The organism is Mesorhizobium sp. LNJC391B00, from assembly GCF_000502535.1.
Taxonomy (GTDB): Bacteria; Pseudomonadota; Alphaproteobacteria; order Rhizobiales; family Rhizobiaceae; genus Mesorhizobium.
In genome coordinates this window covers 78,313-92,884 of sequence record NZ_AYWI01000019.1, presented here as the reverse complement: position 1 = coordinate 92,884, position 14,572 = coordinate 78,313, and the positions used below count along the sequence as shown (strand labels likewise).

Sequence of the window (14,572 nt, the reverse complement as noted above, 5' to 3'; positions counted from 1 at the left end):
GGGGTTTACAATCGTCAAGTGCACACTTACACTACTCACAGGGATTAGGCGGAATGGTCCGCTATCAACGGGGATTTTTGAGATGTTGACGTATGCCGCTGCCGAAGCCGTGCTGGCCGGGATGTACGGCTTGGGGTCGGAAATTCAGGGGAAAGCGTTCCGCGCTAGGTTGAAGCACCTCAAGCGGCTCGGAGTGCCGCTAGGCTCAAACCCAGGGCGCGGCACCAAAATCTGGTACCACGATGAGCAGATCTTCCAATGGGCCTTCTGTCTCGAGTTGGCTGAGTTCGGAATTGATCCGACGACTGTGGTAACTTTCATCCGTGAGGCATGGCCCGACATCCTCAAGCATTTCGAGGAAGCCCGTCGCGGGCGCACTGCTGCTAACGAAATTTGTTTCTGTTCTGAACCACGATTGATGACGGGACCGCTGAGCGGCGAAGGCCTTGGCTTTGCGTACAATTGGCGGAACGCCGCCATGGTGCGCGTCGACGGCGTTAGGCGCAGCCTTGTAATCAACCTATCGGCTATGGTCCGCCAGATCGACATCCTGCGCGTCCGGGCCGACAGCACGAGGAGCGACGACGATGCGCGGTAACATCACGCGGCGGGGCAAGGCTTCATGGCGCCTGAAATTCGACCTCGGCACTGATCCAGTCACGGGCAAGCGGCTGACGCAATTCGCTACTGTGCGAGGCACGAAGAAGGAAGCCGAGGCCGAGCTTTCGAAGCGGCTCAACCAGATCGATGAAGGCACGTTCGTCGAGCGGGCGATGTCCACGGTCGCCGAATATGCGCGCCACTGGTTGAAGGCGATCGCCCCATCCAAGACGTCGGCCAAGACGCTGGAGCGGTACGGCGAGATTGTCGAGCAGCACATCATCCCGCAGATCGGCGCCGTCGGTCTGCAGAAGCTCGACGGCACCCGGATCGATCAGTTCTATGAGCACCTGCGCACTGCTGGCCGACGGGATGGCAAGGGCGGATTGGCCGCGCAAACCATCCAGCATGTACATCGGCTGCTTTCGCAGATCCTGTCATCGGCCGTAAAGGCGAGGAAGCTTCGCCAGTCCCCCATGTCGGCCGTGCAGACCACGCCCAAGGTGCGCCGTGAGGAAATCCAGGTGCTGGACGATGACGAGTTGAAAGCCCTCTTAGGCCACCTCAAGGGCCGCTCGATCTACATGCCGGTGCTCATGGCTGCGTCGACCGGAATGCGCCGTGGCGAGGTACTGGCGTTGCGGTGGAAGGATATCGATCTTGACCGAGCAACGCTCCAAGTCGTCCAGGTGGTCGAGGAAACGAAGGTCGGCCTCGCGATTAAGGAACCGAAAACCGATCGCAGCCGCCGCACGATCGCCCTGCCCGCGCGGTTGGTGGTCGAGCTCCGCCGGCATCGGAAGGAATTGGCCGAGCATCGCCTGAAACTCGGCATGGGCAAGGATGAGAAGGATCTGGCTTTCCCTACATGGGATGGGCGCATTCGAACCCCTCGCCCGTTCTCGAAAGAGTTCGCTCGAGAAGCCGGAACCGCAGGCGTTCCCCAGGTCACTTTTCATGGCCTCCGGCATACGCACATCACGCACCTGTTGCGCAGCGGCGTTCCGGTGCATGTCGTGTCGGCTCGCGCCGGCCATGCCAATCCATCAGTCACCCTGAACATTTACGCGCACTTGCTGCCAGGACAGCAGGAAGGCGCCGCAGCGGTGGTTGACGCGGCCCTCAATGCCGCTTTACAGGAATGAAGCGCGAACCGGTCGGGAACGCCTTCGGTGCCAATCCGGTGCCAACAGGTCAAAATGGGCCGACTGCGTAGCGCCTAAGTGATTGAAAAATCACGACGGAGGGATGGCCGAGCGGTTTAAGGCACCGGTCTTGAAAACCGGCGTGGGTGCAAGCCCACCGTGGGTTCGAATCCCACTCCCTCCGCCAGATATTTGGCTACCGTGCTGAATTGCCTCTGTATTTTCAAAGAGGGCCAAATCTTTCCTAAGTTATTCCTAACTTCCTAAAACGAAGAAGCCTGCCACCGTGAGGCAGCGGGCCAGCGTGAGCGCAAACGTTGCGCCAGCCTAAGGATCAACGTTCGTCCTGGCTATAGAGCCGTTTGGTCGCGCGGTCGCTTTCCATGCGTTCTGCAGGACCACGGTGGCGTCGGGTCATAAGAACGTATGCCATCAATAGGGCCAGCAACAGTGGCCCACCAGCAACGACGATCAACCACATCACACTTTCAAACATGAGGCATCTCCTTCACGTCACAACCGTCAAGGAGAAGAACCGTTCCGTTCAAAGTTACAGCAACACCAGCACCTCCTGCGACTGAGGGTCGTTTTCCCATGTGACCGTTTCGGAAATCCGGGCTCCGCTGCAACAAAAGGCTGCGGCTGCACGTTGCGGTTGATCATTCAACCAGGAGCAAAGCAAATGGCCGACGACAAAACGAAGACGGACTTCCGCGATCGGGACCGCGTCTCTGCCGATGAGGATTATGAAGTCGAGTATTTCGCCACCAAGGCCGGCATCACCCCGCAGCAGGTCAAGGAATTGATCGCGAAGCACGGCAACCGACGCGAGACGCTGGAGCGGGAAGCGAAGGCTCTGGGGAGCGGTAGGTAGGCCGGCATGCCAGAGTACCAGGTGGAAGAGTGGCATGGAGAGGAGTGTGTCTCATCTCAGGCCACGAACGCCGATGATCCGTTATCTGCGGTAGAGAAGGTCACGGGCCAAAGGGTGTCGCCTAGAGCGCTTCAGGAGCATTGGTTTCGTGTGGTCGATGAAGATGCGCGAAGCACGCATGAATTCAGCCTTGAGGACGGCGGCCCGGCTGGAGATTTCGCAAAATAGCCATGACCAGAATCTCGGACCTGCATTGGGACCAACGCTGCAGATAGGCGAGAAAGGTGCAGCCGCCGGGCGGACCCGACGGCTTATCGTCGATTGGATCGCTGCCGCCGCATGGGGCCTTAAGGCGCGGCCGGCGCCAGCTTGGCGGCTACTTGGTCGATCTTGTCGGCAAGTACGCTATTGGCCCAATCTGTCACCTCAGGGTCAACGGGCTTGTTGGCCATTTGGGCAAGGGCTGCATCGATCGATGGGACGTTGGCAGCGGCAGCTGTGGCGGCGGTCTGAGCAGCGGCCGCATCCTGGGTGGCGTCATCGAGCGCTGCCTGTGCTGCATCGAGGTCGGCCTGCGTCGGGACATCTTCGGGCAGGGTATTCGGGTCAGCCGCTTTCGCATTCAGCGCGTCGAGCGCCGCTTTGGCGTCGGTAACCGCCTGATTGGCGGCGTCGAGCGCCGATTGAGCGTTCTTGGCTATTGCCGACTGTGTCACAAAAGCCTGCACGCCAGCGAAGTTCTTGCTCTTGGAGTGCATAAAGGCGTTGGCGTTGCGCTGAAGCGAGTTCAACCGGCCGAGCTTGGCATGGATATTCTTTTCCTTGGACACAGAAGGGGTAGCGGCCTTGGCGACCTGGCCCTTAGGGGCCTGGCCCTTGGCGGATGCCGACTTGCCGACCGAACCGCCGCCTCCGCCATTGCCGCCAGCATTACCGTTTCCTCCGCTATTGCCATTGCCATTGCCGTTACCATTGCCATGGCCGTTACCATGGCCGTTGCCACCAGCAGCAGCCAGGGCCGGCGACACCAGAAGCGAGAACACTGCAAATGCAGCAAAAAGGGTCTTTCGGGATGTCATAACTACCTCCGAGATTGCCACCGCCACTAACCGCTATACCGGGCAACATGAGGAATCGCTAACACAAAGGGTAAACTTGGATATAGATGTGCTTTCATTGCGAGAACGAAGCGGCCGGCCGGCGAAACGCCAACCAGCATAACTCTTTGAAATTGCTGAAGTAGATCACCCTCCTTGGAACCGGGCGGCCTTCCGAACTCAAAGGTCCTAGACCGCTCAGACCAAGGTCTTAAGCCGTGGTTTCGGCCGCGACTCAGAAGTCGTGACGGCGCGGCGACCTTCGGTAGTCGGCACCTATCGGCCTGAGGCCGAGCTCGACATCGATCCGCTGCAGTGTTCCCAAACACCGCCTAAGTGGTTGTATTACCTGTCTTTTGATATAAGCGCTAGTCTGAGGTAAAATTTCGACCGGCATCTGGCGGGCTTACGTTATGCAGCATCGAACGTTCTTTGGCGGCAAGGTCACCGAGATCCCCACTTCGTTACATAACGATCCAAGGGGAATGCTGACCGCTATCGAGTTCAGCGGTTACAATTTCCAAGCCGTGCGGGCGTTCGTCGTCACCGCGCCGCGCGGCACGTCGCGGGGCGGACATGCACACGGCTCGGGCCGGCAATTGATGATGCAGCTGTCGGGCGAGATCGGCATCGAATTTCGCTACCAGGAACAGGTCGAACGGCTGACGCTCACCGCATCGAACCGCGCGGTGCTGGTCGATGCCGCGGTGTGGGCGCTGCAGACCTATGAAGGCGAGAACCCGGCTTTGCTGGTTTTCTGCGATACCGTATACGACCCTGAAAACTACGTATCGAACCCCTGATGACACTCATCGGGAAAGGAGAGGCCGCGATGCGCGCCAGGACATGACAGCGCCTCGCGGCAGAATGGCTATTCTCGGCGCAGGCATCATGGGCGCCAGCCTCGCTCTCATGATGGCACGCAGAGGCTACGCGGTGTCCCTCTTCGACAAGGAGAGCGAGCCGATGGCCTGCGCCAGCCGTTGGAACGAGGGCAAGATTCATCTCGGCTATCTCTACGGGAACGATCCCTCGCTGCTGACCGCCCGGCATCTGCTTTCGGGAGGACTGTGTTTCGGCAGGCTTGTTTCCGAGCTGATCGGAAGCAATCTGGAAGCGCACACGACCTTTTCGGAAGACCTTTATCTGGTCCATCGCAACTCGATCGTCGCTGCCGAGGCGCTGGGGGCAATCTTTGAACGTGTGGATGTATTGGTGCGCAGCCACGCTGACGCCACCAGCTACCTTGCCGACGTATCGGCGGCGCGGTCGAAACGGCTTTCCAGAACTGAATTGGCCGATGTCACCAACTCGGACCAGATCGTCGGCGGCTTCCAGGTGCCGGAGCGATCCATCAACACGCGATGGGTTGCCGACCGGCTTTGCGCCGTGCTTCGGGGTGAACCCAACATCAGCTTGCGAATGGCGGCCAAAGTCCTGTCGGCAAAGCCGGTGGACGGAATTGACGGGAAATGGCGCGTGGCGGTCGCAGGCGAGAAAAGCGAGGCGTTCGACATTGTCGTCAATTGCCTATGGGAGGGGCGGCTGGCTGTCGACCGCACGGCCGGCATCGAGCCGGTTCCCGGATGGTCGCACCGCTACCGGCTTTGCCTGTTCGGCCGCACCAGGCAGCCTGTCGATGTGCCGTGCGCGGTCGTCGCCCTTGGCCCGTTCGGCGACATAAAAAACTATGACGGGCGTAACTTCTATCTCTCCTGGTATCCGAGCGGGTTGCTTGCGGAGAATGGCGTATTGTCGATCGAAACGCCACAAGCGCTCGATGCCGACGCACGACAGCGGTTCATCGGCAACGTTCGCGCCACGCTCACCCGGTTGGTGCCCAGTGTTTCCAGCATGTTCGACGATGCCGAGGAGCTTGAGGCGCGCGGCGGCTTCGTGTTTGCGCAAGGGCGTGGTTCGCTCAGCGACCCGAAAGCCACGATCCATCGCCGCGACCAATTCGGGATCAACCGCTTCGGCAACTACATCTCGGTCGACACAGGTAAATATTCGACGGCGCCGTGGCTTGCCGACAGGCTGGCGCGGCAAATCTGCGGGATCGGATGATGGGTGAGACAGAACAGGGCGGCGCGAAGCAGGTAGCGCAGAAACAAATCCAGCTTCGATCCGGCTGGCGGCCGAAGGTCACCGCGCTGGTGCCATGCTACAATTCGGCTGCATTCATTTCGCGTACGCTGGACAGCCTCGCCGCGCAGACCTGGGACAATATCGAGATCCTGGTCGGCGAGGACAATTCGACCGACGCGACATTCGAGATCGTTTCGGCCTTCGCCGGCGGCCGCGACGATGTCCGTATCCTGCGCCGGGACAAAAACCTGGGATGGCTGAAGAATTCCAACGATCTGATGGCCAATGCCCGCGGCGAATTGATGTTCTTTGCCTTCCATGACGACGTCATCGATCCAACCTATATCGAGGCGTTGGTGCGGGCGCTCGATGCCAATCCCGAGGCCGTACTGTCGTTCAGCGATGTCGAAGTGATCGAAGTAAGCGGCGAAAGTGCCACGTGGAAGTTCGACCTGCTGGAGGGCTTGCAGGACGGTTTTGCGCGTGGCCGGGCGATGGCGCGCCAGCCGCATGGATGGTGGGTTCCCAATCGTGGGATATTCAGGGCCTGGGCGTTCCACCGTAGCGGCGGGATCAAGCCCAACAGCCAAGGCGAATTCAGCGCCGACTGGACCTGGCTTCTGCATCTGTCGCTGCTCGGCGGCTTTGTCCGCGTGCCGCAAGTGCTCTGCCACAAATACTATCGGGCGGGCAGCATCAGCCGGCGCTGGGAACGCAACAGCACCCAACGAAGGGCATTGAGGGCGGCGGGGATAAGGGAGGTCTGGCACAGCGAGGCCGGCCTGGCACAGAGAACCTTCCTCGCTGCCTATATCGCCTTGCGGCCGTGGCGGTGGCTGCCGCGATCGCGAGAAGCGGAAAGACGGGGAAACAGGCAATCGGTGCATGGCAGCCCGGACAATTAAGAATGGCGCCGGCGACGTGTCAAAGCGGCTGCGTCAAGACACCCTGCCCGGCCAACGACGATTTCCGCGCATATCCGGCTGCCCCAAAATGGCACTCCGGTTGATTTTTCACGCGAGTTATGGTCGTTCTCCCGCCCATGAAAAAACTATTCCTTGCGGCGCTGGCCTCGGTGACGCTGGCCTGGCCCGCCCACGCGATGGACGCCGCCCTGCGCGCCGGCCTGCTGAAACTCGACCCGGAGACCCGGCTGGAGCAGAGATGCGACGCCGAAGTGCTCGACCGCATCAGCCATGACGACCACAAGTACAAGGCAGACCGCGTCGTCGCCTATGCCTTCGCGACGCCGGAAATGAAAGCCGATGTCATCCGCAGCCCGGGTGCTGCCTTCCGCAGCAAGGGACAGTGGTACCGGCTGAAGTTCAAATGCGAGACGGCGCCGGACCATATGGAGGTCCTGCAGTTCCGTTACCGCATCGGCGACGAGATTCCGGAAGCCGACTGGGCCAAGTACAATCTCTACGACTGAATTCGCTGCGACCAGAATTCTCTCTGGCAGAACGACCTTCCCTATTCCCGTGGCTTTCAGCGTCGGCGGTTAGAGCGGTTCAGCCTTTTTATGGAGCAGCTGACCCACTGTAACTCTTTGTTTTTGCGTAATTCCGGACGGAAAACCGCTACGCACTTTTCCTGGAATTGCGCCGGCAGTCTCTTGACGCGCGGGAACCATACACGTTAGGGCGTCGGCATATCCGACGACGAACACGCCGATACAGCAAGGGGCTCCGGTCGATGGACATTTTCAGCGCTGCAAGCATGACGGCCCTCCTCCAGGTCATCGCCATCGATCTGGTGCTTGCCGGCGACAATGCCATCGTCATCGGCCTTGCCGCCGCCGGCCTGCCGGTCGAGCAGCGCAAGAAAGCCATCCTGATCGGCGTTTTGGCGGCGACTGTGCTGCGCATCCTGTTTGCCGCCGTCACCGTCAAGCTTCTTGCCATTGTCGGCCTGCTGCTGGCCGGCGGCATCCTTTTGTTGTGGGTGTGCTGGAAGATGTGGCGCGAGCTGCGGACGTCGCATGCCGACGAGTTCGAGGCGACCGAGGCCCTGTCCGATTCCGACCTCAACAGCGACAGAACGGTGGGGGGCAAGGCGCCGCGCAAGACGCTCGGCCAGGCGGCCCTGCAGATCGTCGTCGCCGATGTTTCGATGTCGCTGGACAATGTGCTGGCGGTCGCAGGTGCGGCGCGCGATCATTTTCCGGTGCTTGTCATAGGCCTGGTGCTGTCAATCGCCTTGATGGGCTTGGCCGCGAGCTTCATTGCCAAGCTGCTGCATCGCCACCGCTGGATCGCCTATGTCGGCTTGCTGATCATTCTCTACGTCGCGATCGATATGGTCTATCGCGGCGTTGTCGAGGTCTGGCCGCATGTCAGTCCTGTGGTGAGCTGACGCTGCCGGTCCCACAGCTTCTGTAGCAGCATGGGTATCTGCCGGAGGCAGTGGTCGCGTTCGCCGCAGCCGCTGCCCATACCAATGCCGCAATAAGTGTGGTACTGGCCGCCGATCCCGAAAAACCCGGAATGTCTTCTCATGTCTGCGCCTCGCGTCAGTTTCGTCAGCCTTGGATGCCCGAAGGCGCTTGTGGATTCCGAGCGCATCATCACGCGCCTGCGCGCCGAAGGCTATGAGATCGCACGCAAGCATGACGGCGCCGACCTTGTCGTCGTCAACACCTGCGGCTTTCTCGATTCGGCCCGCGACGAATCGCTCAACGCCATTGGTTCGGCGCTTTCGGAAAACGGCCGGGTGATCGTCACTGGCTGCCTCGGCGCCGAGCCGGACGTCATCCGAGAGAAGCACCCCAACGTCCTCGCCATCACCGGCCCGCAGGCCTATGAGAGCGTGATGGCCGCGGTGCATGAGGCGGCGCCGCCCAGCCACGATCCCTATATCGACCTTCTGCCGCCGCAAGGCGTCAAGCTGACGCCGCGCCACTACGCCTATCTCAAGATTTCCGAAGGCTGCAACAACCGCTGCACCTTCTGCATCATTCCCGCACTGCGCGGCGACCTCGTCTCGCGCCCGGCGGCCGATGTGCTGCGCGAGGCCGAGAAGCTGGCCAAGGCCGGGGTCAAGGAATTGCTGGTCATCTCGCAGGACACCAGCGCCTACGGCATCGACATCAAGTACCAGACGTCGATGTTCGGCGACCGCGAAGTGCGGGCGAAATTCCTCGACCTGTCGGAGGAGCTGGGCAAGCTCGGCATCTGGGTACGCATGCACTATGTCTACCCCTACCCGCATGTCGCCGATGTCATCCCGCTGATGGCGGATGGAAAAATCCTTCCCTATCTGGACATCCCCTTCCAGCACGCCTCGCCGCAGGTGCTGAAGAACATGCGCCGTCCAGCCCATGGCGAAAAGACGCTGGAGCGCATTCGCGGCTGGCGCGAGGTGTGCCCGGATCTGGCGATACGCTCGACATTCATCGTCGGTTTCCCCGGCGAGACCGACGAGGATTTCGAGATGCTGCTCGACTGGCTGGACGAGGCCAGGATCGATCGCGCCGGCTGCTTTAAATACGAGCCGGTCCGCGGCGCCCGCTCCAACGATCTCGGCCTCGAACAGGTGCCGCAGGAGATCAAGGAAGCGCGCTGGCATCGCTTCATGCAGCGCCAGCAGAAGATCTCGGCGACGCAGCTGGCCAAGAAGGTCGGCAAGCGCCTGCCGGTGCTGATCGACGAGGCGCATGGCACGTCTGCCAAGGGCCGGACAAAATACGACGCGCCCGAGATCGACGGTTCGGTGCATATCCAGTCGCGCCGCCCGCTGCGCCAAGGCGACATCGTCACGGTCAAGATCGACCGCGCCGACGCCTACGACCTTTACGGCTCGGCGGTTTAGAAATTACCAAAAAGGGCGCCTCCCGGCGCCCTCGGATTTTTGGCACAGCCCTCGGCGCGGTTTCGCAGTCGAAGCGTGCAGCCCGGGAAATGAAAAAGGGCGCTGCGCGGCGCCCCTTCTCCTTTGCGTTTCCGATATTTACTGCGGCAACTTGTCGTCGACGCCCTTCACATAGAAGTTCATGCCGAGCAGCGTGCCGTCGTCGGCGACTTCGCCGTCCTTGAGCCACGGCGTGCCGTCCTGCTTGGCGACCGGTCCGGTGAAGGGGTTCCAGCCATCTGCGATTTTCTTGGCGGTTGCCTCGGCCATCGCCTTCACATCGTCCGGCATGTTGGTGAAGGGCGCCAGCTTGACGGCGCCGTCCTTGATGCCGAGCCAGACATTGTCCGGCTTCCAGGTGCCGTCGAGCGCCGCCTGGACGCGGCTGATGTAGTACGGCCCCCATTCGTCCGTCAGCGAGGTCAGCTGCGCGTTCGGCGCGAACTTGATCATGTCGGAGGACTGGCCGAAGCCGTGCAGCTTGCGCTCTTCAGCGACCTGCAAGGCAGCGGTGGAATCGGTGTGCTGAACGATGATGTCGGCGCCCTGGTCGAACAGTGCCTTGGCCGCGTCAGCTTCCTTGCCCGGATCGAACCAGGAGTTCACCCAGACGATCTTGGCCTTGAAGTTCGGGTTGACCGACTGCGCGCCGAGCATGAAGGAGTTGATACCCATCACCACTTCGGGGATCGGGAAGGAAACGATATAGCCGGCGACCCCTGCCTTCGATTCCTTGGCGGCGATCTGGCCGAGCACGTAGCGGCCTTCATAGAAGCGCGCATTGTAGATGCCGAGATTGTCAGCGGTCTTGTAGCCGGTGGCGTGCTCGAACATCACTTTGGGGAACTTCTTGGCGACCTTCACTTCCGGGTCCATGAAGCCGAAAGAGGTGCCGAAGATGATCTTGCAGCCTTCGCGCGCCAGACGCTCGAAAGCGCGGTCGGCATCGGGACCTTCCGAGACGTTCTCGAGATAGGCGGTTTCGACCTTGTCGCCGAGCGCCTTTTCCACCTCGAGGCGGCCCTGGTCGTGCTGGTAGGAATAGCCGAAATCGCCGATCGGGCCGGTGTAGACCCAGCATGCCTTCAACTTGTCGGCGGCCTGCGCGGACGCCGCCAGTGACATGGCGGCGGTCGTGGTCATCAACGCGATAAGCAGTTTTTTCATTGTGTTACCTCTCTGAGTTTAGCCTTGGAGCTTCCCGTTTGTTTTTGTTGTCAACGATCCGGAACGAATGGCTGCCCCAAGGAAGCCGGCGTGTTCATCATCGTCAGACGCTTGTTGCGCGAGATTAGAACGAGAACCACGACGGTTGCCAGATAGGGCAGAGAAGAAAGCAGCTGCGAAGGCACCGGAATGCCAAATGCCTGTGCATGAAGCTGGCCGATCCACACCGCGCCGAAGATGTAGGCGCCGGCCAGCACGCGCCACGGACGCCAGGAGGCGAAGACGACCAGCGCCAGCGCGATCCAGCCGCGGCCCGCGCTCATGTTCTCTACCCATTGCGGCGTGTAGACCAGCGACAGGTGGCCGCCCGCAAGGCCGGCGCAGGCGCCGCCGAAGATGACCGCGAGATAGCGGTAGCGGATGACCTTGATGCCGAGTGCATGCGCCGATGTGTGGCTGTCGCCGATCGAGCGCAGGGTGAGGCCGGTGCGGGTCTTGAACAGGAACCACATGACGGCCGCCGTCACCGCGATCGAGATGTAGAAGATCGGGTCCTGGCCGAACAGCAACCTGCCGACCACGGGAATGTCGGTGAGCACCGGAACGTAGAGGTTTGGCAGCCTCTCGCCGGGCTGGCCGACGAAGCTGGTTCCCATCATGCCGGACAGGCCGAGGCCGAGCAGCGTCAACGACAGGCCGGTCGCCACCTGGTTGGTGGCGAGCGACAGCGTCATCACCGCAAACAGCAGCGAGAACACCGCGCCCATGGCGATTGCCGCCAACAGGCCGATCCAGGGCGATCCCGTGAGATAGCCGGCTCCGAAGCCGCCGACGGCGCCCATGATCATCATGCCTTCGACGCCGAGGTTGAGCACGCCGGAGCGCTCGACCACCAGTTCGCCGATGGCCGCTATTAAAAGCGGCGTCGCCGCCGTGGCGATGGTCAAAAGGATGTTGACGGCGATGTCCATCAGCGGGCTTCCTTCAACTTCGGCGCGGCTTCAAGCTTCGCCGCGCTTTTCGTCAGCGCCATGCCGACCATGCGAATGCGGTAATGGATGAGCGTGTCGCAACCGAGCACGAAGAACAAAAGCATGCCCTGGAACACACGCGCCACCTTGTCGGAGATGCCGAGCGCGCTTTGCACCGCCTCGCCGCCGAGATAGGTCAGCGCCAGCACCAGGCCGGCGGCGACGATGCCGAGCGGATTGAGCCGGCCGAGGAACGCGACAATGATCGCTGTGAAGCCGTAGCCGGGCGAGATCACCGGTTGGAGCTGGCCGATGGCGCCGGAGACTTCCGAAATGCCGGCAAGCCCGGCCAGCGCGCCTGACAGCAGGAAGGCGAAGAAGACCATGCGGTTGAGGCCGAAGCCGGCGAACCGCCCTGCCCTCGGGCTGGAGCCGAGCACGCGGACCTCAAAACCCTTGAGCAGGCGGCTCATCAGCACCCAGATCAGCACGGCTGCGATGAGAGCGAAGACAAAACCCCAATTGGCGCGGCCGGCATCCGGCATCAGCTCCGGCAGCACCGCCGAGTCGTTGAACTGGATCGTCTGCGGGAAGCCGTGGCCCTGCGGATCGCGCCAGGGACCGCGCACCAGCCAGTCGAGGAAAAGCTGGGCGACATAGACCAGCATCAGGCTGGTCAGGATTTCGTTGGTGCCGAAGCGCGTCTTTAGGAGAGCAGGGATTGCCGCGTAGGCGGCGCCGCCGACCATGCCGAACAACAGCATCAGCGGCAGCACCAGCGGGCCTTCGAACCCGGGAAACAGCACCGGAATGGCCGAGCCGAAAATGCCGCCGAGGATGAACTGTCCCTCGGCGCCGATGTTCCAGATGTTGGCCTTGTAGCAGACGGACAGGCCGACCGCGATCAGGATCAACGGCGCGGCCTTGATCGCCAGTTCATGCAACTGCCAGACCTGGCTGATCGGCTCGATGAAATAGATCTCGAATGCGCTCAGCGGGTTGACGCCGAGCAACGCGAACAGAACCGCGCCGGCGATGATCGTCAGAGCGAAGGCGATGAAAGGCGACAGCGCCGAAAACAGCATCGAGCGCTGCGGGCGTTTGACGAGTTCGAGGCGCATCATGCCGTCTCCAGACCATGTTCGGCGTGGCCGGGCTCGGCGCCGCCCATCAACAGGCCGATCTTCTCGAAAGTGGCCTCGGCGATCGGCAGCGGCTTCGACAATTCGCCATTGTGCATGACCGCGATCGCGTCCGAAATCTCGAACAGCTCATCGAGGTCCTGGCTGATGACCAGAACCGCCGAGCCACTGCGCGCCAGTTCGATCAGCGCCTGGCGGATATGAGCGGCGGCGCCGGCGTCGACGCCCCAGGTAGGTTGGTTGACGACCATGACGGCAGGGCTGCGGTCGAGTTCGCGACCGACGATGAATTTCTGCAGATTGCCGCCCGACAGGGCCGCGGCTTCCGGATCGGGCGCGCTCTTGCGCACATCCATCGCCACGATGATGCGCTGGGCGGCGGCATAGACCGCACCGCTTTTGACGGCGCCGCCGGCGCCGACAAAAACCTTGCCGTCGGTGGCGTGCCGCGACAGAAGCAGATTTTCCGAAAGCTTCATGCGTGGCGCGGCGCCATGGCCGAGGCGTTCTTCCGGCACGAAGGCAGCGCCCATCAGCCGCCGGCCTGTGATCGAGAGCGAGCCGGCATCCTTGCCGCGGATGCGCACGGATGCGGCGTCCTGCTGCAGCACCTCGCCGGAGACGGATTCGAAGAACTCGCCCTGGCCGTTGCCGGCGACACCGGCAATGCCGATCACTTCGCCGGCGCGCACAGTGAGGGTTATGTTCTTCAGCGGGATCGAAAACGGGGTTGCCGGCTTGCGGCTGAGGGCGCGGATTTCGAGCAATGGCTGCGCGGTCTCGATGCCTTCGGCCGGCGCACGCACCACGGCCTTCACCTCGCTGCCGACCATCATGCGGGCCAGCGACGAAGCCGTTTCCTCGCGCGGGTTGCAATGGCCGACGACCTTGCCGTGACGCAGCACGGTGGCGCGGTCGCAGATGCGTTTGACCTCTTCCAGCCGGTGCGAAATGTAGAGGATGGATTTGCCCTCGGAGCGCAGGCGCTCCAGCGTCTCGAACAGCTTGTCGGCTTCCTGCGGCGTCAGCACCGAGGTCGGCTCGTCGAGGATGATGAGCTGCGGCGTCTGCAACAGGCAGCGGATGATCTCGATGCGCTGGCGTTCGCCGACCGAGAGATCGCCGACCAGCGAGTCCGGATCGAGCGGCAGGCCATAGCTGAAGGAAAGCGCCCTCGCCTTGGCCGCGATCGAGCTGATCGGTGAGCCGTCATCCAGAGACAGAGCGATATTCTCGGCCGCGGTCAGCGCCTCGAACAGCGAAAAGTGCTGAAACACCATGCCGATGCCGAGCTTCTTCGCCATGCCCGGACTGGTGATCCGCACCGCTTCCCCGTTCCAGAATATCTCGCCGGAATTGGGCTCCAGCGAGCCGAACAGCATCTTGACCAGCGTCGACTTGCCGGCGCCGTTTTCGCCAAGCAGCGCGTGGATCTCGCCCTTGGCGATGTTGAGGTCGATATGATCGCACGCCGTCAGCGTGCCGAATATCTTGGTCAGGCCACGAACCTCAAGCAGGTTCGCTCCATCATGATCTGCACTCACAGTGCCTCCCATCCGGTTCCCGGATATGTTCTGTGTTCCCGCCAACATCGTATGCGCTGGCCGCTCTCGTGCGAAAGCAGCACCCACCTTGAAAG

Annotated in this window: 15 protein-coding genes and 1 tRNA gene; 10 read left to right on the top strand and 6 right to left on the bottom strand. The window is 61.8% G+C overall.

Annotated features, from left to right (window positions below; genetic code table 11):
• Window positions 1–82 precede the first annotated feature (82 nt).
• The 3 genes from X750_RS136170 (at window position 83) to X750_RS136180 (ending at window position 1,932) form a co-directional block, all read left to right on the top strand.
• Window positions 83–598 carry a hypothetical protein gene (locus tag X750_RS136170; RefSeq protein WP_023748810.1) on the top strand — a complete coding sequence of 172 codons (516 nt, stop codon included), beginning with the start codon at window positions 83–85 and terminating at the stop codon, window positions 596–598.
• Complete coding sequence (locus X750_RS136175) at window positions 588–1,745, top strand: site-specific integrase (protein ID WP_023748809.1); 1,158 nt, start codon at window positions 588–590, stop codon at window positions 1,743–1,745. The genes X750_RS136170 and X750_RS136175 overlap by 11 nt, the downstream gene beginning before the upstream one ends.
• Window positions 1,746–1,842: 97 nt before the next feature.
• Window positions 1,843–1,932, top strand: a tRNA-Ser gene (locus tag X750_RS136180).
• A gap of 147 nt (window positions 1,933–2,079) precedes the next feature.
• Here X750_RS136180 and X750_RS1000000166585 read toward each other — a convergent pair.
• Entirely contained in the window at window positions 2,080–2,241 is a 162-nt protein-coding gene (locus X750_RS1000000166585) for a hypothetical protein (protein WP_084567205.1), read from the bottom strand.
• Between the two features lie 186 nt (window positions 2,242–2,427).
• Between X750_RS1000000166585 and X750_RS136185 the strand changes: the two genes are divergently transcribed.
• Window positions 2,428–2,619, top strand: a complete 192-nt coding sequence (locus X750_RS136185; protein ID WP_023668952.1) for a DUF3606 domain-containing protein — start codon at window positions 2,428–2,430, stop codon at window positions 2,617–2,619.
• A 347-nt stretch (window positions 2,620–2,966) separates the two neighbouring features.
• On the opposite strand, the gene X750_RS136190 is transcribed toward X750_RS136185, so the two are convergent.
• Window positions 2,967–3,698 (bottom strand): hypothetical protein, encoded by a 732-nt coding sequence (locus X750_RS136190; RefSeq protein ID WP_023730597.1) that lies wholly within the window; start codon window positions 3,696–3,698, stop codon window positions 2,967–2,969.
• 431 nt (window positions 3,699–4,129) lie between these two features.
• On the opposite strand from X750_RS136190, the gene X750_RS1000000163890 reads away from it, so the two are divergent.
• The 6 genes from X750_RS1000000163890 (at window position 4,130) to rimO (ending at window position 9,614) form a co-directional block, all read left to right on the top strand.
• Complete coding sequence (locus X750_RS1000000163890; protein WP_023748808.1) at window positions 4,130–4,519, top strand: FdtA/QdtA family cupin domain-containing protein; 390 nt, start codon at window positions 4,130–4,132, stop codon at window positions 4,517–4,519.
• Between the two features lie 43 nt (window positions 4,520–4,562).
• Window positions 4,563–5,783 (top strand): FAD-dependent oxidoreductase, encoded by a 1,221-nt coding sequence (locus X750_RS136195; protein WP_198021020.1) that lies wholly within the window; start codon window positions 4,563–4,565, stop codon window positions 5,781–5,783.
• Window positions 5,783–6,709, top strand: coding sequence for a glycosyltransferase family 2 protein (locus X750_RS136200; protein ID WP_031243667.1), 927 nt, complete (start codon window positions 5,783–5,785; stop codon window positions 6,707–6,709). The genes X750_RS136195 and X750_RS136200 overlap by 1 nt, the downstream gene beginning before the upstream one ends.
• Window positions 6,710–6,828: 119 nt before the next feature.
• Complete coding sequence (locus X750_RS136205; RefSeq protein ID WP_032904882.1) at window positions 6,829–7,236, top strand: DUF930 domain-containing protein; 408 nt, start codon at window positions 6,829–6,831, stop codon at window positions 7,234–7,236.
• 263 nt (window positions 7,237–7,499) lie between these two features.
• Entirely contained in the window at window positions 7,500–8,159 is a 660-nt protein-coding gene (locus X750_RS136210; protein WP_023668959.1) for a TerC family protein, read from the top strand.
• Between the two features lie 141 nt (window positions 8,160–8,300).
• Entirely contained in the window at window positions 8,301–9,614 is a 1,314-nt protein-coding gene (gene rimO / locus X750_RS136215; RefSeq protein ID WP_023691314.1) for a 30S ribosomal protein S12 methylthiotransferase RimO, read from the top strand.
• Between the two features lie 138 nt (window positions 9,615–9,752).
• On the opposite strand, the gene X750_RS136220 is transcribed toward rimO, so the two are convergent.
• The 4 genes from X750_RS136220 to X750_RS136235 are packed head-to-tail and all read right to left on the bottom strand — an operon-like array spanning window position 9,753 to window position 14,489.
• A complete protein-coding gene (locus X750_RS136220) occupies window positions 9,753–10,820 on the bottom strand; it encodes a BMP family ABC transporter substrate-binding protein (protein ID WP_023682527.1) in 1,068 nt (355 codons plus the stop codon).
• A gap of 50 nt (window positions 10,821–10,870) precedes the next feature.
• Window positions 10,871–11,791, bottom strand: a complete 921-nt coding sequence (locus X750_RS136225; protein WP_023748805.1) for an ABC transporter permease — start codon at window positions 11,789–11,791, stop codon at window positions 10,871–10,873.
• The gene (locus X750_RS136230; protein WP_031243665.1) at window positions 11,791–12,915 is read right to left on the bottom strand and encodes an ABC transporter permease; all 1,125 of its coding nucleotides are present in this window, start codon (window positions 12,913–12,915) and stop codon (window positions 11,791–11,793) included. The genes X750_RS136225 and X750_RS136230 overlap by 1 nt, the downstream gene beginning before the upstream one ends.
• Window positions 12,912–14,489 (bottom strand): ABC transporter ATP-binding protein, encoded by a 1,578-nt coding sequence (locus X750_RS136235; protein ID WP_023668964.1) that lies wholly within the window; start codon window positions 14,487–14,489, stop codon window positions 12,912–12,914. The genes X750_RS136230 and X750_RS136235 overlap by 4 nt, the downstream gene beginning before the upstream one ends.
• Between the last annotated feature and the right edge of the window lie 83 nt (window positions 14,490–14,572).